Consider the following 20,606-nt stretch of genomic DNA (forward strand, 5'->3'; position numbering starts at 1 on the left):
CGCTGCTTTATTCAGAGCCTTAGGGTCGTCTGGTGATACAAACGGTTCACTCTTATCGCGGTGAACAGCGCTTCATGCGACTTCACGTCGCACGGACAGAAACAAGTCAGTGGTTTTGCTAAATTAGCGAACGATGGATTATTTCAAGTATGGGAAACATCTTACCCCATTGGTTTATTTATAATTTCAACGATATGTTCCATACTACAGCATTTAACACCTTGTTATGACTTTTCACCTACAGACTCTACTTGGGTATCCAAGATCTTACGCATCATAATGAGAGAAAACTTAACTCCATCTTTCTCAGCCAGCATATCTTTTAAATAGATTTTTTCGTGACCATAACTGTTAGGGAAGTTAATTGTTATGTAAGTCATTTTTTGTTTTTCAGGTTCCCAGAAGCGATACTTCACAGGAGTGGCTTCGCTGTATTTAGTGAGAAAGCGGTCTATAGTTAAACCACTTCTCTGCCAGTTTGCCATAGGCTGATTAATCCAAACATCATCCCAGCGTTCAAATAATGGGAAATGAGCCAGTAAGTTTCTAATAAATTTGAACAGTTGCCCACCAATCTCCGATTCCATTGGTGGACGTTGCGTTTTCATTAGATCTAAAACGTGTCTCAGTGGTTCATAAGAGAGTAACTCCGAATACACTGAAAATGCTGCTGAAACTTTACTAAATCGGTACCAATCATCCCTACACAAAAACTCGTCATCCATGACTTCTTCATACAAATCGTAGAAACGGTTATACGCTTGTTTTAGAAATAGCTCTTCGAATATTGTAGGTTTCATTTGTTTTCCTGTGATCACCCAATAGGTGTAACCCGTTGTTATTCCTATTTTTTCCATGAATCTACGGTTGCATCAGCACGAGCCATGACTTCTTGAGGTGAGATTCCACCTGCGACTGTTAACTCCCATAGCCTAGCTTCAATATCACTTTGAATTTCAACTGACAGATCCGTAAACTTAGTTGTGCGGTTAATAAAGAAGTCACGATCAGTTTGAGAGTAAAGTAAATTCTCTGTTTCTCGCATGGAGTTATGTACTACCCATTTTCGTACATCGTTATATCCCCGAAGCTTTTCAACGAAGTCTTCGGTGACAATTGGAGTACCATCAAGTAAACCGATTAACTGTCCCAAAGTTTTTTTGCTAAATTGATTGAGCTTCGATTCTGCGTTTTTTGCTGATATTCCGTTAAGATTAAGGTGAATAGAACCAACGATATAGAGCTTGATAAGAAAGTCTTCAACATGCTGGAGGTGCCAGATTGCTTCTCCTGTCTTCTGATAGAAGTTGCTCAGCTCTTGAGGTGCTATCTCTCTTCCCATGAATATACTCCATTTGCTACATAATGTATGTGTGTAGTGAGTGAACGAGAAAACCTACGTCCATAAGACGCTTATGGACAAAACTTTGTCAGTTATATTATTAAATTAGGATGTAACGGATAGCTGAGGTACGGGGAAGTCACGCATCAAACATCGGCGCAGCTTTGCTGCGTCCGAGTGTTTTGATTTATTAAGTGATTGGGTTTTATGGGCACTTCGCAGACCAGCGATTATTCAGACCGAGCCCATCTCTACAATAATCACGCGCCTCATTACCACCATAATCGAAGCCACAAGGGCGTTCAAATTTAGTAACGGTATCCGAATGGTAAAATATTAAGCACTCAGAGGATTGCAAATCACTATCAACTTTATACGCAAGGGACGCTATACAGCGCGGATCGCCATTGCATAAGTTGTAGCAATCATCATTGTCAATTTCACTAGCTGTTTCCACACTTTCTCTTTTGGCAATGTACGCATCTTCAAGTTCAAACCATGCAGATGATTTGTTTGTTCTATACACGATACTCAGCGGCCCGTTATTAGGTGTGATGTTACAGGTGGTATATCCATTGGCGCCGTCGTCAAAAAGTTTACTGTCAGTGCCTCTATAGAATTGAGTCAGCGTTCCCGATGGCGCTGTAGCATTCGCTGACGGACAACCATCTGGGTATACAGGTGGCGATAGATTGGCAAACGCATCACAAACATGCTGGTGGTTTAATTCAGCTTCCTTAACCTGTGCTATAGAGCTGGTATCGCGACAATCAAGGGCATTCCAGGCGCCATCAAAGTTTACATCTTCGTCTTGATCATCAACCCTGTTTCCATTGATGTCCCAGCAATTGATACCAGCAAGCCCTGTTGCGCCAGTCGGTCCTGCTGCGCCAATAGTTCCTGTTTTACCGTCGTCGCCTTCTAAGGGACAGCCAGATAGTAATGTCGTAAATGCAATAACCGCAATAATTTTGTATTTTGTATTTTGTATTTTCATGTTCGCTCCGTAATTGAGTAATCAAAAAAGTATAGGACATAAACACTTAACGAATGACATGGACTTCCCCTGCCGAGGAGCTACCACACTTATGTGGTACTTAATGGCTTCGGAGGTACCATGTTTAACTATTCTTATTTCTGCGGTATCGACCTAGCTAAAAAACACTTTAGTCTTCATGCTGTAGACCAAAATGGTAAGGTCATACTTCATAAGTCGGTAACTCGCTCTAAATTACTGACTACAATAGCAAATATGCCACTCATGCGTATAGGCGTTAAGCGTGTGGTGGTGCACATTATTGGGCAAGAACACTCAATAAACTGGGTCACGACGCCCGCATTATGGCTGTTCAATACGTAATTCCTTATTGAACTAAGGGAAAGAACGACCTTAATGATGCCGTTGCTATCTGCGAAGCTGTTCAATTAATTTGGTCTATTACTGCACTGACTAGCTAGTCAGTTCGTTGGGTCTGAGAAGGTTTGGGGCACTTTCGAGCTAGAAAGTACCACGCGTAAGAATTCATATCATAAGGTTTTGTCGGATAGACGACACTCGTTACCGAGTGCCGCCCTCCTAAGAACCGTACGTGCAACTTTCACTGCATACGGCTCAAGCCTCCGCTAAGGCGTATTACGTTACCCAGCAACCTAGATAGCAGTTAAAGCAGGATCAAACCAAGAGTGACGACTTTCCTTTTTCGGCTTCCTCTTTGCCAAGTAATCTTGGTGCTGAGGATCGAACGGTGTCGCCGCACTTCGGATCTTCACATGTCTTTTAATTGGCGTTTTCGCTATTTGAGCCAAGTTGTAGTGACAGTCAATATTGGCGATTTTCTGCCAACCATGAAATTGCCAACCACCACTTCTGTTCATGTAGTATTTGCGCCTTACCCAGTCTTTTGGTTTGGTAGGATGACGTCTTACCGCCCATCGCCACAGCAACCAGAAGATTTGATGACCGAGATAACCGAAAGTACGTTTTGCAACGCAGTGGCGATAATAATTCGCCCAGCCCTTCAGTTTAGGGTTCAATAGTCTGATAAGATCATTGACAGGCATTGTTGCGTGCTTCTTGATGAGTTCACGCAAGTTTCCCAAGAAGGAGAGAACGCTAGTTTTACTCGGTTTGATGAGCAGTTTTCCTTTGTACTTCCTGAGGTTAAAACCTAGAAAATCAAAGCCATCATCTATATGAGTAAGGTGCGTTTTCTCTTCAGAGAGTGCCAACCCTCTTTCTTTTAGAAAATCAATCAGTCGTGGTTTGACTTCGTTAACAAGAACATCTTTTGATGAACCCGTTATCACAAAATCATCCGCATAACCTATAAAGTTAACTCGTTCTCCCGATTTCTTAGCAACTTCTTTTACGAGCTTTTCTAAACCCGCAAGTGTCAGTAACATAAGCGTTGGGGAGATAATTCCGCCTTGCGGAGTTCCTTCCGATGTTCGGTAGAACAAGCCCTTATCGATATAGCCAGAGCCTAACCACTGCTTCAGCATCCTTTTGTCTATTTGAACATTTTCAAGTAGCCATTCATGCCCGATCTTGTCAAAGCAAGCTTTAATGTCACCCTCTAAAACCCAACGACCTGAACGCTTAAGGCACAAGCATTTGAAGCATTGTTGAATCGCATCTGCCGTACTGCGATTAGGGCGAAAACCGTAGCTATTTGGATCTGCTACTGTTTCCGAAATTGGCTCCAAAGCAAGCAGATACAACGCTTGTTGCGCTCTATCTATCATGCATGGAATGCCTAGAGGTCTGAGTTTGCCATTCTTTTTCGGGATGTAGATGCGTCTGAGCGGTTTAGCTCGATAGCCTCTGCGATTCAATTGATCCACTGCGGTCATTCGACGAGCATCCGTATTCCAAATGACACCATCGATTCCAGGAGTGTTACTGCCTTTGTTTTGGGACACTCGCTTCACAGCAAGTAATTTAGCTGATCTCGAGTGCGTTAAGACCCACTGCAAAGCTTTTGCTTTACTGTGTTTTCCCTCTCGGGTTGCTTTTGCAATGCGCATTTGAAGCTTTAACACATGCGACTCTATGACTTTCCAATCAATGGATTGCCATTGAGTGCCATTAGGAGAGGCACTAACTTCTGATGAAGCCATCATTTGCGTTTCTCCTTAAATAAAGTTCTTCAAATCATCTTGCAACGGGAGACCAGTTAGAAGTCAGCTCGCTTTCGCGTCAGATATACATCTGTATCCACTTCATTACAAAGCGGCCTTTGCTTTCTCTAACCTCCTTTACCTGCACACCTATCGGCAATCTTCGCAGACCGCTTTCCCATAGGGAGATATACAGGCTTACCCTGTTCCGTATGTCGCGCAAAATATCAGGTTAGATGCCCACTATAGTGCGGAGAGTACACCGATCACGAAAGAGTATTGTCCAACCTCTTTCCGACTCTCATTGCCATTTTGGCCACAGCGTATTAACCACTTCCGCTGCTTCATCACATAACGCGCCTTACGTGGATTCACTTACGTTCATCATACTGACACCCTAGCACTTACCCAATTTGTGGTTATCAGGAAGAACGTCCTCTCACGATTCAGTTCCCACTCGGTCTAACAACCAAGTTTCGTTACATTGTCGGATTCGCTGCTTTATTCAGAATCCTAGGGTCATCTGGTGATACAGATGGTTCACTCTTATCGTGGTGAACAACGCTTCATACGACTTCAGGTCGCACGGACAAAAACGAGTCAGCTAAACCATTACTCGTAGAATGCTACACACCAAATAATTATAAATTTATGTTATCAGACTTATAATTATTGATAATTTTAAGTTTGGCGATTTCATACCTATACTTCTCCACATCGAAACGAGACACAAACAAATAATTAAATCAGTTTTTGGAGAAAGTTATGAAAATGAATCACGTGGGCATCATGGTTGGCGATATGGACAAAGCTGTAGAGTTCTACACTAAAGCTCTGGGCCTTCGCGTTGTAATGAACAACACTAAAGTAATCGAAGAACGTGAATCTGCAATCGGTCGTATGTGTATTGCAGTGTTTGGTGAAGGTTTCAAAGGCTTCAACATCGCTCACCTAGTGACAACTGATGGTATCGGTGTGGAACTGTTCGAAATGGTTGACCGTGAAGAGCGTCATAACGTTGATTTTTCTCGCCTAGGTATCTTCCACTTCTGTCTGCAACTACCAAAAGAGCAGTTTGAATCTGCAATTAAGCGTGTAGAAGAGTTTGGCGGTAAAGTGCGCATGGATATTCACCGTTACCACCCAGAAGACGAGCTAAAACAAGCGCAGATGGTTTACCTAGAAGACCCGTTTGGTAACTTGTTCGAGTTTTACTCTCACTCTTACGAAGATACCTACGCTTCTGATTACGAGTAATTGTCCTACGTTCTAAATAAACATTTAGTGCCCACTAGAGATTAGCTCTAGTGGGCTTTTTTGTTCTATTGCCTAAATGATTTTGGGGCAAGAATGCGCTGGTTGAACGTCTAATATTAAAACAACCCGAACACATTGTTCTTCCCGTCTTGTTCAAGGCCTCTAATCTGATGGTGCTTTGGTTCTCCACCAAACAATAAAATATACAACTTCCGGTCTTGGTACGTCCCCACTACATAGTGGTCTTTTTGTATGACGTACTCGACAGTTTCGGCTTCCTCATCGGTGCACAGATATTTAATATCAACCAGCTTCACCCATTTCAAACCGATCACATTCTCTGCTTCTATAAATCCACCAAATGGCGCAGTAAAACGATTACCTAACTTCAAAAGCGCATCAATCATCCCTTGGTTCTTCTTACTTATCCCAATTGGACCATCGCTGTTAATTTTGAAATGGCTGTATCCAGAAGTCACATGAATTGATTGGTACATAGCAAAAACCTATTAACTTTCTTAGCACTTTGAGATAGGTGCCCAGCCTGTGCTTTTTGTCCTAAATAAAACATTGTTCTACGTTCCAGCCCAACTTAAACTGTTTTTATATACAGTTATATTAGGCTTTATTATGTCTGTCCGCAATTTAAAAGATGGTTCTACCAAACCTTGGATCTGCGAATGTTACCCAAACGGGCGAACGGGGAAGCGTGTTCGTAAGAAATTTGCGACTAAAGGCGAAGCCAAGGCTTTTGAGCTTCACACAATGAGAGAAATTGACGATAAGCCATGGATGGGTATTAAACCGGATCACCGTAGAATGAGCGAGCTGTTAGACACTTGGTGGAGCATACACGGTCATACGTTGAAATCAGGTAAACAAGCTCGGGAGCTAATAGCCAAAACAATTGAAGGATTAGGTAACCCGATTGCCTATCACCTTAAAGAACGAGACTACTTAGACTATCGTGCAGCACGAATACCTTACCGTGGCAAAAATAAATCTATTGAGATTTCACCAACAACACATAACATGGAATTGATTTACCTAAAGGGGATGTTCAAGAAACTGATTAAGTACAATCAATGGAAATACCCCAATCCGCTTGAAGCTATCGAGACAATCAAAACCAGTGAGAAGAATCTGGCATATCTAACCAAGCCACAAATTGAAGAGTTCTTGGTTAACCTGAAGAATTGCAACCGAGTTATTACAGTCTCGATCCCACAACTTATTGTAATCTCTAAGATTTGCTTGGCCACCGGAGCTCGTATAAGTGAAGCTCTGACTCTTACCCGTTCACAGATATCTGAATTCAAACTGACTTACACCGAGACAAAAGGTAAGAGAAATCGAAGTGTGCCCATCTCACCTGCTTTATATCAAGAGATCTTAGATATCGCGGTGAGCAACCATGAAATTTTCAACACTACTTACAAGGATGCCTGGCGCTACATTAAAAGGGCTCTACCTAGCCACGTTCCGAGTGGACAAGCGACGCATGTTTTACGGCATACTTTTGCTTCGCATTTTATGATGAACAAAGGGGATATTTTGGTGTTACAGCGTATTCTTGGACACACTAAAATTGAGCAGACAATGGCGTATTCCCATTTTGCACCAGAACATTTGATACAAGCGGTACACCTCAACCCATTAGAAAATTAATGGCGACAAAATGGCGACACACACTGTAATCGACCGTTATTTAGCGGTTTTATTCGTAAAAAAGGCGACCGTTTTCACTTTCGCCTTTTGCTATTTAGAGCCTGATTTTATCTATTCCCAATTAAGAATAACCTTGCCAGAAAGCCCACTACGCATAGCATCGAAGCCTGCTTGGAAATCATCAATTTTAAAGTGATGAGTAATGATTGGTGTTAGATCTAGGCCGGATTGAATCAAACTTGCCACTATATACAAAAACAAAAATAACCATTAAATATCAATAGATTAAATTTATTACCAATTAAAAATGGCTACAGAATGGCGATAAAAAAGGCAACAGTTTTACCTGTTGCCTTCTGATATTCAAAACCGGTAGTAACCTACTCCCAGTCTAAAATCACCTTACCAGACATACCAGATCGCATCATGTCGAAGCCTTTCTGGAAGTCGTCCACTTTGTAATGGTGAGTAATAATTGGTGTTAGATCCAGGCCAGATTGAATCAAAGAAGCCATCTTGTACCAAGTTTCGAACATCTCACGACCGTAGATGCCTTTGATAACCAAGCCTTTGAAGATTACTTGGTTCCAGTCTACTGCCATGTCTGATGGTGGAATACCTAGTAGAGAGATCTTACCGCCGTGGTTCATGTTAGTCAGCATACTGTTGAACGCAGATGGGTTACCAGACATTTCTAGACCTACATCGAAGCCTTCAGTCATGCCAAGATCAGACATTACGTCTTCAAGCTTCTCTTCCATCACGTTTACTGCGCGAGTCACACCCATTTGACGAGCAAGGTCTAGGCGGTATTCGTTTACGTCAGTGATTACAACGTGACGAGCACCAACGTGCTTAGCAACAGCTGCAGCCATGATGCCGATTGGGCCAGCACCAGTAATTAGCACATCTTCGCCTACTAGGTCGAAAGAAAGCGCTGTGTGTACTGCGTTGCCAAACGGGTCAAAGATTGATGCTAGATCGTCAGAGATTTCTGCGGGGATCTTAAATGCGTTGAACGCAGGGATCACAAGGAACTCAGAGAACGCACCAGTGCGGTTTACACCAACACCTGTTGTGTTACGACAAAGGTGAGTACGGCCGCCACGACAGTTACGACAGTGACCACATGTGATGTGACCTTCACCAGATACACGATCGCCGATTTCAAAACCACGAACTTCTTGACCGATGCCAACAACTTCACCCACGTATTCGTGACCTACTACCATAGGTACTGGGATTGTGTTTTGTGACCACTCATCCCAGTTGTAGATATGTACGTCTGTACCACAAATTGCGGTTTTCTTAATACGGATAAGAAGATCATTATGACCCATTTCAGGTTTTTCAACCTCGGTCATCCAGATGCCTTCTTCAGGCTTAAGCTTAGAAAGTGCTTTAATTTTCATAATGTTACCTAGTTCATCTCGCCTAACTGTAAGGCGAGAATCAAAAATCTATATGTTCTATTGGGTGTTGCTCTACCTAATTAAAGGATGCCGTGGCACCCCTTTAAAATTAGATGATGCCCATGTCTTTACCAACTTGGATGAACGCATCAATTGCGCGGTCTAGCTGCTCACGAGAGTGTGCAGCAGACATTTGTGTACGGATACGAGCTTGGCCTTTTGGTACTACAGGGAAAGAGAAACCTACAACGTAGATGCCTTTCTCTAGTGCGCGCTCTGCGAATTCAGCCGCAACTTTTGCATCACCAAGCATGATTGGGATGATTGCGTGATCAGCACCGCCCATAGTGAAACCCGCTTCTTCCATGCGAGTACGGAAGTGAGCAGAGTTATCCCATAGTTGAGTGCGTAGGTCGCCAGATTCCGCAAGAAGGTCTAGAACGCGAATAGACGCAGATACGATTGCAGGTGCAACAGAGTTAGAGAATAGGTATGGACGAGAACGCTGACGTAGCCAGTCGATCACTTCTTTCTTACCTGAAGTGTAACCGCCTGAAGCGCCACCCATTGCTTTACCAAGTGTACCAGTGATGATGTCGATACGGTCTACAACGTTGTGGAACTCGTGAGTACCCGCGCCGTTTTCGCCCATGAAGCCAACTGCGTGAGAATCATCAACCATCACTAGTGCGCCGTACTTGTCAGCAAGGTCACAGATAGCAGGAAGGTTAGCGACTACGCCGTCCATTGAGAACACACCGTCAGTTACGATAAGCGTGTGACGAGCGCCCGCATCTTTAGCTGCGATTAGTTGCTGCTCTAGCTCTTCCATGTTGTTGTTCGAGTAACGGAAGCGCATTGCTTTACATAGACGAACACCATCAATGATAGATGCGTGGTTTAGAGCATCAGAAATGATTGCGTCTTCTTTGCCTAGAATCGTTTCGAATAGGCCAGCGTTTGCATCAAAGCAAGATGTGTAAAGGATAGTGTCTTCTTTACCAAGAAACGTAGATAGCTTTTGCTCTAGTTCTTTGTGAGAGTCTTGAGTACCACAGATGAAACGTACTGAAGCCATACCAAAGCCGTGCTGATCCATACCGTCTTTAGCAGCTTCGATAAGTGCTGGGTGGTTAGCAAGACCTAAGTAGTTGTTTGCACAGAAGTTTAGTACTTCTTCACCAGTCGAGATAGAAACCGCTGCTTTTTGTGCAGAAGTAATAATGCGCTCAGACTTGTAAAGACCTTCTTCTTTAACTTCTTCGATTTGAGTTTGAATCTGTTGGTAAAATGCAGAAGACATTGTCTCATTCCTTCCTAGTTATTATTCAGCAGCATCGCGCGCCGCATTATGTAGGGATATAAACGATCTCAACACGATCATTTACACTGTAAAACTTATGCCTATATTCTAGTTGAACATGCCGGATCCGATTATCCCTTTAGTTGGAAAAACATTAATGAATCACAGGCATCAATCATTATTCATCCCAGTGACACAGGGCACATTAACGCCCTTAGCTTTCTCTTTTAAACGCCAAATCTCCTCTAATTTCCCTATAATTTCGCTTTCATATCAAATCTCAATTTTTAATATCAAAACGATATAGTGATCAAAACCGGCTTATCTCATAATGAGCACCAGCAACGCCGCTATACAGATAAGCTTCAAACACATCAATCTATCAGAGCAATCACACTAAGCAATTAATGAAATTGATTCACAAATCAAAGTAAATCGCTCACAATCACTTTACGCTCATCGCCGAAACTCGTGGATACTTATGGTCAACCCTAAACTCATCGCCCTACTTCCAGATCTAGCCTCATTCATTTTAGTGGTAAATGAAGGGAGCTTTACTGCGGCAGCAAAACAGTTAGGGGTGACACCTTCAGCCTTGAGTAAGCTCATCACTCGCTTGGAAAAAGCACTGTCGGTGAAACTGTTTGAACGAACCACTCGTACCCTTATCATCACCCAAGCAGGCCAATTGGTATACGATCAGAGCGTGGTGATGATCAACGCGGCGCAACAAGCCGTTGAGCTTTCAACCTCCGACCATACTGAACCTGCGGGCTCTATAACGGTAGCGGCGCCTGAGGCGTTCTTAAACTCAGTGCTACAGCCTTTTGTTGTTCCATTCTTAAGTCAATATCCAGAGATCCAGCTCAAGTTAAGAGCGGCTGACGGCGACATCGACATATTGCGCCAAGGTATCGACATTGCGTTTCGCCTTACCGATAAGCCCGATGAAAGCTTGGTTTTGAAAGAGCTTGGAAAGACAAACCTCGTGTTATGTGCGAGCCCCTACTATCTGAAAGCCAAAGGAGTTCCAAACCACCCAACAGACCTTTCTGAACATGACTGTTTATACCTTGCAGAGACAGACAAAGACCACATTTGGGACTTCTTGAAAGACGATGAGTTTCACACTGTATCCGTCAGTGGCCGTTACGCAGTTAACCACTCGCAGATGCGACTAAAAGGTGTGAAAGAAGGTCTAGGTGTCGGTATTTTCCATGACTTCGTGATTCAAGATGCATTGGCTGAAGGCTCTGTTGTACAGGTATTGGAAGATTGGACTATCAAGAGTAATTACCATGGTGCTATCGCAATGCAGTTTGCTCAAACCAAGTACATGCCAGCCCGATTGCGTGTATTCATTGATTACGCGATGGAACACTTGGGTGACAAGCTGGCAGGAGAAATAAACTGATACTGAAAGAAATACATAACGCTGCAAGCATTGTGTGAATGATACAGATCCTCTCAAACTGAGAGGATCTGTTTAGATATTGATTAGCTTAACACCATCTTCAGTTTCTCAACGCGTGAAAACAACAACCAATCCAATAGCATTGCTGTCACGATAGTCACACCCGCGAGTGGAAACAGCACTGAAATAACCACGACAGTTACTAAGCCTACTTTCCATAGGCCTTCGTCACCAAACTTAGGTGGCGCTCCAAGCTTGCGTTGGCCAGAAGGTCTGCGCATCCACCACATAACGCCTCCAGTCACTGACACAACAATGAACGCAAAACAGAACAGAGCGTTTAGAAGTTTGTTGATGATGCTGATGTCACCTTGGTGTAGAGAAATACCGACCGCCAGTGTCTTAGCGATAAAATTGTAATCCTGCCATGTCACCTCACCCAGAATACGACCTGAGTATCGGTCTAGATGCGTGGTGCGATCCTGAGTTGGATCGATGATGTCACCGCCCATAGTATTCGCTGTCACTGTGTAAACACCCGTTTCTGAGCGTGGGAAGTTCACCTTGTATTGCGTGAAGCCGAGAGATCGTGCTTTTTCGATGACATCATCAATACCAAAGCTGCTTGCTGCAATCACATGTTGAGAGTGGTCTTCCCCCATCTTAGAGTGAACATGAGGTTCAGGTGCCTCTTCCACGTGGTGTACATGCTCTGCAGGCTTATCTTGAGACAACGGCAGTGGTGTTTGTTCTAAGTTCCACGGCAGTTCTTCTTCTGAACCGTGGTTAAGCGATGCGTGCGTCTTATCAGACAGCGGTATATCATCCCACATTTGAGCAGGGAAAGTGCTCCATGCTTGGACTAACTTGCCGCCCCAGAAGCCCGTCCACGCCAATCCTGAAAGAATAAACAACAGCAGGATAAGCGATAACGTGCCGCCAATATTCGCATGTAGGTCACGCATCAGTACACGTGACCCAGATGACACTCTTAGCTTAAGAAAACCAGCACGGCTAGCGTTGTCTCTCGGTAGCCATAAGTAGATACCGCTGATAAGAAGCAGAATCGATAAGCTAATCGCCACTTCAATAAGGTAATCGCCCCAATCACCGATTAGTAAGGTGCCATGAATATCATTCACGAGTTGATAAAGGCTATCGCTGCGCGGAATCTCTCCGACCACTTCGCCAGTGTATTGATTCACGGTGGCGAAAACGGACGTTCCGTCTTCAAGTGATACTGAAAAACGGTTAGCGAGATTAGGTGCTTTGCTTGGAACAAACTGCGTCACCGAGCCTTGTGGGTATTGCTCCTGCACTGCGGCTAACTGCAGTGAAGCCTTGACGGGTTTACCCGATGCAGCAACTTCAATCGCATCGTGATGGAAAGCCAATTCAATTTCATCATCAAACAACATCACCAAACCAGTAATGCTCAGCATTAACATGAATGGGATAACGAATAGCCCAGCATAGAAGTGCCAGCGCCATGTGAGGAAGTAGAGGAATTTATTGCGGTCTTTCGTTTTTACACTGCTTGCTGACTGCGAATTAGTTTGTGCTTTCGCAGAGGCTTGAGATTCATTTCTCAACATTATTATTTCCTTTGACACGCGCAAACATACCTTCTGAAAAATCAGAAAGTAATCGGAGCATGTTTAACTTTACTTAATACTATATTTTTTAATTGTTTTAATGGGTTAGGTTTAAGCAATATCAAAGGGAGGGCCGCGTGGAACTTGCCTCGTGTAGCGTTCGCTTAGAGCCAAAAAAGCGTAGCTGTCGGAGACAATAGAACTCAGTCGAGTTGTCAGTAGTGTAGTTGGAAGTTCATCTTGGTGAAACGTGGAAAAATGGCTAAACGGACACGGTTTTCCTTTGTGTGTGTTTGGTTCACCTTCTTCAATCTGAACCAGTTCAAAGCCATTGACCGTACATAACGACGCCCATACTCCCGCACTGTTACCATGAGCATTGATAACAGGCATTAATGTCACTAGCACCCAGCTTAATGCTGTAGCAAGTAACATGGAGAAATTGAACGAAGTTCGGCGCATTATTCCTAATCTTTATAAATTTCCCTTATTATGAGGCACTTGTTATATAGGTAAACGTAAAGATTAGCATCAGGTTAAAAAATTGAAGCTAACGCACACTCTATTTAGTTAAAAACTGGTTACAACAGAAACACTAATAAAATATTACACACCTCAGTGCATCAAACTGATTAGAAAAAAGACAATTAAAAACGCCGCTTATATTTTCCCTGAAAAAGGAAATATAAGCGGCGTTTTAGAAGTTGAATTTTGTTATCTACTAACTTGTTTTGGTAACTCTAGCGAACAAGATAGCTATCGGCAGTGATAGATAAGCAAACTCAATTGATTAGCAAATTAACCGAAGATCTTACTCCAAATACTTGGATTACGTTTCTCATGGTACTCTTCACGAAGGCCGTCAATAGTACGAAGTTCTTGCTGTGCCGACGCTAAGTCACCTTGGTCTAGCTTCTGTTCAATGCTATCCAGTGATGCACTGATCTTTTTGAAGCCTTCCATGAAGTTATCTTCTTTCTCTACTGGGTAAACACCCGTTTTCAGCTCTGTTACTAACGTATCTAAACGAACGATAGGCTTTTGCATCTCTTCAATGCTTTGAGCTTCTGCCGCTTGTTTGAATGCAAGCTTCATTTCTTGCATGTTTTTCTTAAGGTCTACATTAGCAAATGCGTTGCCAGACAATACTGAAGCAGCGATTAAACCAGATAAAAGGATTGAGCGAGTTTTCATTGTTTCTCCAAGTGAAGCGGTCTCTTTGAAGTTAGAGCCATCATTACTGTGGCACTTCGACTTTATTATTTTCCGGCTAGTGTATACAAAAATCCGTCACGCACAAAAATTGATTGTGTCGAAATGCAAACTAGCTAACTAATAACAGACGATCAATCACTCAAACCCCGAAAACTCAACGATAGATTCACGCCCACGTATAGCTAAAAATTCTAAGAATTGCTGTGGTGAATGAGTGATCACTTTACTCGAATCTACACCCACTTCATCTAACAATGCAGCGACCAAGTCCAAGCCACCGACATCTAAACAGAAATGCGCGTCGCTGCCTGTAGTAATAAACGCACCCTTCGCTTTCGCTATTCTTGCAATCTCATAACAGCGGTCAACGCTGCCAACTCGGCTATTACCTTTAAGTGTGGTGTTATTGATTTCAATCGCTACGTTATGCTCAACTGCGCATTGAATGACAGTTTCAAAATCGAAATCAAAATTAGGATTCCCTAGATGACCAAGCGCATCAATTCGCCCGCCCTTAATCACGTTCACGAGAGCCTCTGTATGCGTTGCGACATCCGATGGGCGAAAAACGGGCTCGTGGAAGCTTGCAATCACCCAATCCAAGTTCTTATCTACACTCGGATGGATATCGATTTCTCCTTGAGTGTTCATGATATTCGACTCAACACCACGGATGATGGCAACCTCTTCGATAAAACGAGGAAGGACACGTTGGTTGCTGAAGAACCAATAGTGTGGAGCACCAGGCATTGATTCTGAATGGTCGGTGGTACAAAACATGGCTAAACCATTTTGCTTTGCCGACTTGGCATTTTCGATCAATGTGCTGTAAGCATGACCACTTGCGTATGTATGAGTGTGAGTATCTACTTTGAGTTCCATGAATCAATGCCCTCTTCGCTTGGTCAAAAAACGTTTTTCAGAAAGTGACTCTGAACTTCTTTCTGGAAAGGAGTGTCTGCATCTTTTTCTGAAAAGAAATACCTAATGGCAGCAATGCGACCAGTTTATCAGCTGAAAGTGACAATTAGCACCCAAACATAAAGGTTTATTATTCATTCCTTTAGACAACTCAAAATAACGCGGAGAGCCCGAACTTATCCGCAATGAACTCAGTAATTACGCCAATTTTTTGCAACCTACCCAAGTTCGTCAATACTTAAACCAGTCACCAAACTGGAGTGTTAGATGAGAAGAAGACGATATCCGCTGAGTATCCACATCACTAGCCTTTTCTTAATTTTGACAACACTTGTCGGTGCAGTGCTGATTTCGATAAGTTATCGGCACTCTCAAGAACTGCTTTTAGGCACCGTGCGCGAAGTCAGTAATGAACATCGCGATAAGCTGGAATCGGTATTTAAACAAGCTATTGCCCCAGTCATCACAACCTTAAACGTGATGGCAGTAAGCCCGTTTGTTACTCATCAAACCTCCTCCGTCGAAAAAGAATCTTGGCTTGCTTCGGTCGATATCATCTTCAAACAAAATACCAATTTAGTCGCTCTGTTCTATGGCTCTGAAGATGGTAATTTTAGAATCTTTCGGCCTCTGAGTTCCATTAAACAGAGAGCCGACAACAACGCTCCCGCCAAAGCGACAATGATGGTCAGCAGCACCAACCTAGATGGTGAAAACTTTATTAGCTTTCTCGATGGCGCACACCAAGTGATCAGTACCCGACAAGACGAGAGTAAGTTCAACCCTACGACTCGACCTTGGTTTCGTAATGCAAAGCCTGACGGCTCAATACAACTTTCTGAGCCCTACCTGTTCTATTTCCTGCAAACCAATGGCATTACGCTTTCTAGACGTTCTTTGGATGGCAAGCATGTCGTTGGTGCCGACTTCACGTTGAAATCTCTCTCTTCCCAGATCAGTGAATTGGCCTACTCTCCGCAAACTCGACTCGCCTTGTTCGACCAACATTTTAATCTTCTCGGTCAGCATCAACTTGATCTATCAATTCCCAAGCTTACCTCCCAGCCTAATGACACAAGTGAAATTGAGAAAACGAATAACCAAGCGACGGGAAAACTCTCTGGTAGTGAGCAAGACCTAAGCTTCTTTAATGTGCCCAAACGTGAACAGATGGAAGCATTGAAAGCTTCCGTCATAGCGCCGCTTATCTCTGATGAAGAGAAGTTTAACCTCAACCTAAAAAACGTTGAATACAACTTAAACACTTGGGCATTAACGCTAACGCCGGTTCAACTCACTCAAAACGTCACCTTATACTTGGCAGAAGCGACGCCACACAATGAGCTGCTCGCTGATCTTATCTCAATGCGAGACAAGCAAGTTGCGGTCGCGATTGGGATGTTGTTCATCTGCTTCGCTATCGTATGGTTTGTTGCTAATCGACTGTCTCAGCCGCTTAATACGCTGATGCAACTCACCGACAACATCGCTCGATTTGACTTCAGGCGTACTCATTATCCCAAAAGCATGATTCAAGAAGTGGCTAACCTCGCCCATTCGATTGAGCTGATGGAACACACGCTTCATGACCTGATAACACTACTTCGAGACACTGCAGGTAATCAGGAATTTTCGATCTTAGCCAAGAATATTGCTCACCAAAGCTATTTAATTACCAAAGCAGAAACCATCGTCCTTTTCACCCAATCAAAAGAGAAAGACGTGTTTGATACTGCAGCTAACCTCGCCATTATTCCCTTTAAAGCCGACATTAATGACTTCATCAAACATACCCCTTGGTTGTTGTGCCAACTTAAATCTGGGGAAACCATCCACTTAAACCGAGAAGACAATGTTCTCAACTATTACCAAGACTCAATCTTCAATTCAGATCTGTACCTGTTTCCACTATTAAACCGTGAGAAGTTGTTGGTGGGTATCGTCGCAATTGGCTATGAAAGACCGATTACCAAGATGCAGGCAGACAAGCACGCCTTCTTACGAGAACTGCTCAGCTTTGCGGAAATAGCCAAAGATAACATTGACCAAATGCAGCAACAGAAAGACATGCTGAATGCCTTTATCGAATTGATTGCATCAGCGATTGATACCAAATCACCTTACACGGGCGGGCACTGCCAACGAGTGCCTGAACTGACCAAATGGCTGACTCAAGCAACCATTGATGATGACCGTTATTACCCGAAATTCTCATTGGATAGTAAACAGTGGGAAGAGTTAATGCTCGCCGCTTGGCTTCATGACTGCGGCAAGGTAACCACACCTGAGTATGTCGTAGACAAAGCTACAAAACTTGAAACCATTTACGACCGAATCCACGAAGTGCGAATGCGTTTCGAACTGTTAAAACAACAGGCTGAAACCGACTATTGGAAAGCCATAGCGAACGGAGCGCTTCAAGAGGATCAGCTTAAGACCCTCGAACAAAGCTTGTCAGAATTGGATGAAGAATTTGCCTTCGTTGCTGAGTGCAACCTTGGTGGAGAGTCGATGACGGACGAACAACTAGAACGCTTAGACCGAATAGCCAAGCGCCAATGGAAACGAACACTCGACGATCAGCTAGGGTTATCTTGGTCTGAAAAAGAGAGATTCAATGAACAACAAGACACGACAGAGGAGAGTGAAGCTGAGCCAGCAAGAAAAGACCAAATACTACCGGTGATGGAACCGCTACTTGCCGATAAGCCTGAGCATAAAATACCGTGGGACAATGGCTTTAGCCCTGCTGATGTATGGCAAGAAGCGTTTGTGCTTAAGCCAGGAGAGGTCAAATACAACCAAGGTGAACTGCACAACTTGAAAGTTCGTCGTGGCACGTTAAACGATGAAGAACGTTTCATGATCAACGATCATATTATTCAAACCTTCACCATGCTTAACAAGCTGCCTTATCCGCCTTACCTCCAGAATATTCCGGATATTGCTAGCGGACACCACGAACGTATCGATGGTAAGGGTTACCCGAGAGGCTTAAACGAAGACCAGTTACCTCTGCCGTCCAGAGCGATGGCCATTGCCGATGTATTCGAAGCGCTCACCTCTAGTGATCGCCCGTATAAGAAAGGCAAACTCCTAAGCGAATCACTCAACATCATGACCGACATGGCCACCAGCGGTCATATCGATCCCAAGCTGTATTTGCTGTTCTTAGAAAACAAAATCTACGACAAATACGCTGAGCGATTCCTAGAGACTAAGCAGCGTTGTGAGATTGAACCAAACCAACACATCGACCGAGTAAAAGAGCACATACGCTCATTATTTTAATCTTAATATCTCGCTTTTAGCTACGATTCACTCACTTGGGGTATTAATCAGCCCCCACTTGTTTGTGAAAGATGACATCAGTCATGGCATGCTGGTTGAGCTTGGCGAGCCAGTCGCTAACCCACACCAAGATTTCTACTTTGTTTGCCCAAAAAACAAATTAAAACAAGAAAGTGTGCTAAAACTGAGAACATGGTTGAGGCATGAATTCACGCGCTCAGAGACAACACGGAGCAATGACATTCAAGAACAAGACCGAACTATCAATCAATAAGCGAGTAACAACTCAGCAAGCTTACAAGAGGCCATTATGATTATTACCACCACACAATCAATCGAAGGCAAGCGCATTGTCGATTACAAAGGGGTTATTGCTGGAGAAGCTATCCTAGGGGTTAACGTTTTCAAAGATATGTTTTCGGGGATTCGTGACTTTGTGGGTGGACGTTCTGGCACTTACGAGAAGGAATTGGAAAAAGCACGTAACTACGCATTCAAAGAGTTAGAACAGAAAGCGATTGAAGCAGGTGCTAACGCGGTGGTCGGTGTTGATATCGATTATGAAGTGCTTGGCACAGGTAACGGCATGCTAATGGTGTCTGCCAGCGGTACTGCGGTGGTAGTTGCTTAACTAAGTAATAAAAAGACAAATAGCCAAAAGCCAAGCTGCTAAAACAGTCGAGTAAATAACTTGTCTGCTATTCCCCTTCCCATTAAGCGGGAAGGGAAAATCAACGGTCATTAGCTATCGGCTATATGTGTAATGGCCACCATAAATCAGCTTGCACTGCTCTGTTGATCTGTAATCAAACCATCAAATGAAGCAATTCGGGTAAGGAACTCTTTCTTATTTTGAGGAAGAATAGAACTCGCCATTGGAAGGTTCGCTTTCATCGAATCCACAGCTTTTCCACGCACCAGTACTTCAAAATGCAAATGCGGCCCGGTTACGCGACCAGTCGTGCCAGACAACGCAATTTTTTGACCTCGCTTAATCTGTTGGCCTTTCTTAACCAAGAAACGGCTCAAGTGTAAATAACGTGTCTTATAAACGCTGTTGTGTTCAATCACCAAGTATTTCCCTGCGTACGGGTGGTCACGAAGTGCCACCACACGACCATCACCTGTTGAGTAGATAGGTGAGCCCACAGGGGTCGCAAAATCGGTACCATTGTGCGGTGAGATTCGCCCAGTTACAGGGTGTCTTCGTGTCGGATTGAACGAAGAAGTGATTCTTCGGAATTTTCTGTCGACCGGGTATCGATCAAAGGCTTGCTCTAGACTATTTCCCTCTCTGTCGTAGAAGCGCCCATCAGGTGCTAGAAAAGCCGCCACTTCTCGGTTTCTCAACTTAATGGAGATCCCTTGAACTTCCGTTTTTCCTGTAAGGTGATCGTCTGTGTACTGCTCATTAACCAGCACATTAAAGCTATCACCGGCTCTGAGTTCTCTAGCGAAGTTGACTTTGTCTTTTAGTGTGCGGGTGATATTGGCTATCTGGTTAGTAGTTAACCCCGCTTTATAGGCTGACGTTGAAAAGCTGCCATGAACGCTGCCCTTATAAAGCTTTTCCTTCCATTCACCAGGAATTTCATGGAATTGGTAGTTAAAACTTCCATCATCATTTTTCGTAAAGACAGCTTGTTCTACGAGGCTTTCATGGAAAATCAGCTCAACGAGTTGCTTAGAGTCACTATCCAACAGCAACTCTAGATGATCACCAGGCTTTATTGTGTCGAGTTTCAAAGACTCCAGATCCGCCTCCATTACCTTTTGAACCGTTCCATAGGGCAGTTTCCATGACAAAAATATATTGCTTAGCGTGTCACCAACTTTCACAAAATAATGAACTTTGACCAAAGAGTTGGGAGTCGGTTGCAAATCGACACCTCCCTCATCATTCGCTTGAGAACCTTGATAAGGTGTGATTTTGATAGAGATTTCTGGTTCTGGTTCTGGTTCGGAGTGAAAAGAGAGCAAAGAAGCAAGGAAAAATGCACTGATAGCAATAACGATCAGGCCAATACGGAGGAACTTCATAAAATACTTAGCGGTTATAACGAGGAAC

Annotated in this window: 17 protein-coding genes and 3 pseudogenes; 7 read left to right on the forward strand and 13 right to left on the reverse strand. The window is 43.5% G+C overall.

Features of this window, described 5'->3' with window-relative positions:
- Positions 1 to 224: 224 nt before the first annotated feature.
- The 3 genes from QQ041_RS07320 to QQ041_RS07330 all read right to left on the reverse strand — a co-directional run bounded on the left by QQ041_RS07320 (position 225) and on the right by QQ041_RS07330 (position 2,339).
- On the reverse strand, positions 225 to 800 hold the full coding sequence (locus tag QQ041_RS07320; protein ID WP_285953449.1) for a hypothetical protein: 576 nt from the start codon (positions 798 to 800) through the stop codon (positions 225 to 227).
- Positions 801 to 844: 44 nt separating this feature from the next.
- Positions 845 to 1,342 (reverse strand): hypothetical protein, encoded by a 498-nt coding sequence (locus QQ041_RS07325; protein ID WP_016800247.1) that lies wholly within the window; start codon positions 1,340 to 1,342, stop codon positions 845 to 847.
- Between the two features lie 205 nt (positions 1,343 to 1,547).
- Positions 1,548 to 2,339 (reverse strand): hypothetical protein, encoded by a 792-nt coding sequence (locus tag QQ041_RS07330; RefSeq protein WP_285953450.1) that lies wholly within the window; start codon positions 2,337 to 2,339, stop codon positions 1,548 to 1,550.
- A gap of 120 nt (positions 2,340 to 2,459) precedes the next feature.
- On the opposite strand from QQ041_RS07330, the pseudogene QQ041_RS07335 reads away from it, so the two are divergent.
- Positions 2,460 to 2,710, forward strand: a pseudogene (locus QQ041_RS07335) (IS110 family transposase); the annotation flags it as partial.
- A gap of 282 nt (positions 2,711 to 2,992) precedes the next feature.
- Here QQ041_RS07335 and ltrA read toward each other — a convergent pair.
- On the reverse strand, positions 2,993 to 4,465 hold the full coding sequence (gene ltrA / locus QQ041_RS07340) for a group II intron reverse transcriptase/maturase (RefSeq protein WP_285953451.1): 1,473 nt from the start codon (positions 4,463 to 4,465) through the stop codon (positions 2,993 to 2,995).
- A gap of 762 nt (positions 4,466 to 5,227) precedes the next feature.
- On the opposite strand from ltrA, the gene QQ041_RS07345 reads away from it, so the two are divergent.
- Positions 5,228 to 5,719, forward strand: a complete 492-nt coding sequence (locus QQ041_RS07345; protein WP_112462930.1) for a VOC family protein — start codon at positions 5,228 to 5,230, stop codon at positions 5,717 to 5,719.
- A gap of 116 nt (positions 5,720 to 5,835) precedes the next feature.
- Here the strand turns inward: QQ041_RS07345 and QQ041_RS07350 are convergent, their stop codons facing one another.
- Positions 5,836 to 6,216 carry a hypothetical protein gene (locus QQ041_RS07350; RefSeq protein ID WP_048657759.1) on the reverse strand — a complete coding sequence of 127 codons (381 nt, stop codon included), beginning with the start codon at positions 6,214 to 6,216 and terminating at the stop codon, positions 5,836 to 5,838.
- A gap of 133 nt (positions 6,217 to 6,349) precedes the next feature.
- On the opposite strand from QQ041_RS07350, the gene QQ041_RS07355 reads away from it, so the two are divergent.
- Positions 6,350 to 7,387, forward strand: a complete 1,038-nt coding sequence (locus QQ041_RS07355) for a tyrosine-type recombinase/integrase (protein ID WP_285953452.1) — start codon at positions 6,350 to 6,352, stop codon at positions 7,385 to 7,387.
- Positions 7,388 to 7,498: 111 nt separating this feature from the next.
- On the opposite strand, the pseudogene QQ041_RS07360 reads toward QQ041_RS07355, so the two are convergent.
- The 3 genes and pseudogenes from QQ041_RS07360 to QQ041_RS07370 form a co-directional block, all read right to left on the reverse strand.
- A pseudogene (locus QQ041_RS07360) lies at positions 7,499 to 7,639 on the reverse strand (L-threonine 3-dehydrogenase); the annotation flags it as partial.
- A 128-nt stretch (positions 7,640 to 7,767) separates the two neighbouring features.
- Positions 7,768 to 8,799, reverse strand: a complete 1,032-nt coding sequence (tdh, locus tag QQ041_RS07365; RefSeq protein WP_009845596.1) for an L-threonine 3-dehydrogenase — start codon at positions 8,797 to 8,799, stop codon at positions 7,768 to 7,770.
- A 109-nt stretch (positions 8,800 to 8,908) separates the two neighbouring features.
- Positions 8,909 to 10,102 (reverse strand): glycine C-acetyltransferase, encoded by a 1,194-nt coding sequence (locus QQ041_RS07370; protein WP_285953453.1) that lies wholly within the window; start codon positions 10,100 to 10,102, stop codon positions 8,909 to 8,911.
- Between the two features lie 481 nt (positions 10,103 to 10,583).
- Between QQ041_RS07370 and QQ041_RS07375 the strand changes: the two genes are divergently transcribed.
- Complete coding sequence (locus QQ041_RS07375) at positions 10,584 to 11,516, forward strand: LysR family transcriptional regulator (protein WP_285953454.1); 933 nt, start codon at positions 10,584 to 10,586, stop codon at positions 11,514 to 11,516.
- 83 nt (positions 11,517 to 11,599) lie between these two features.
- Here the strand turns inward: QQ041_RS07375 and QQ041_RS07380 are convergent, their stop codons facing one another.
- From QQ041_RS07380 to QQ041_RS07395, 4 genes are all read right to left on the reverse strand, one after another.
- Positions 11,600 to 13,111 (reverse strand): PepSY domain-containing protein, encoded by a 1,512-nt coding sequence (locus tag QQ041_RS07380; RefSeq protein WP_285953455.1) that lies wholly within the window; start codon positions 13,109 to 13,111, stop codon positions 11,600 to 11,602.
- 111 nt (positions 13,112 to 13,222) lie between these two features.
- Positions 13,223 to 13,573, reverse strand: a complete 351-nt coding sequence (locus QQ041_RS07385; protein WP_146490102.1) for a hypothetical protein — start codon at positions 13,571 to 13,573, stop codon at positions 13,223 to 13,225.
- A 336-nt stretch (positions 13,574 to 13,909) separates the two neighbouring features.
- Positions 13,910 to 14,305, reverse strand: coding sequence for a cytochrome b562 (locus QQ041_RS07390; protein ID WP_285953456.1), 396 nt, complete (start codon positions 14,303 to 14,305; stop codon positions 13,910 to 13,912).
- 156 nt (positions 14,306 to 14,461) lie between these two features.
- Complete coding sequence (locus tag QQ041_RS07395) at positions 14,462 to 15,208, reverse strand: phosphatase (protein ID WP_285953457.1); 747 nt, start codon at positions 15,206 to 15,208, stop codon at positions 14,462 to 14,464.
- 306 nt (positions 15,209 to 15,514) lie between these two features.
- Between QQ041_RS07395 and QQ041_RS07400 the strand changes: the two genes are divergently transcribed.
- The 3 genes and pseudogenes from QQ041_RS07400 to QQ041_RS07410 all read left to right on the forward strand — a co-directional run bounded on the left by QQ041_RS07400 (position 15,515) and on the right by QQ041_RS07410 (position 19,169).
- Entirely contained in the window at positions 15,515 to 18,538 is a 3,024-nt protein-coding gene (locus QQ041_RS07400) for an HD domain-containing phosphohydrolase (protein ID WP_285953458.1), read from the forward strand.
- Positions 18,534 to 18,812, forward strand: a pseudogene (locus tag QQ041_RS07405) (LysR family transcriptional regulator); the annotation flags it as partial. The gene QQ041_RS07400 and the pseudogene QQ041_RS07405, both read left to right, overlap by 5 nt.
- Positions 18,813 to 18,848: 36 nt before the next feature.
- Entirely contained in the window at positions 18,849 to 19,169 is a 321-nt protein-coding gene (locus QQ041_RS07410) for a heavy metal-binding domain-containing protein (RefSeq protein WP_146490098.1), read from the forward strand.
- Positions 19,170 to 19,315: 146 nt separating this feature from the next.
- Here QQ041_RS07410 and QQ041_RS07415 read toward each other — a convergent pair whose 3' ends face one another.
- Positions 19,316 to 20,578: a peptidoglycan DD-metalloendopeptidase family protein gene (locus QQ041_RS07415; RefSeq protein WP_285953459.1), complete on the reverse strand. Its 1,263-nt coding sequence runs from the start codon at positions 20,576 to 20,578 to the stop codon at positions 19,316 to 19,318.
- Positions 20,579 to 20,606: the final 28 nt, after the last annotated feature.

This window comes from Vibrio sp. TMPB1044, assembly GCF_030442075.1.
Lineage (GTDB): Bacteria > Pseudomonadota > Gammaproteobacteria > Enterobacterales > Vibrionaceae > Vibrio > Vibrio satsumensis.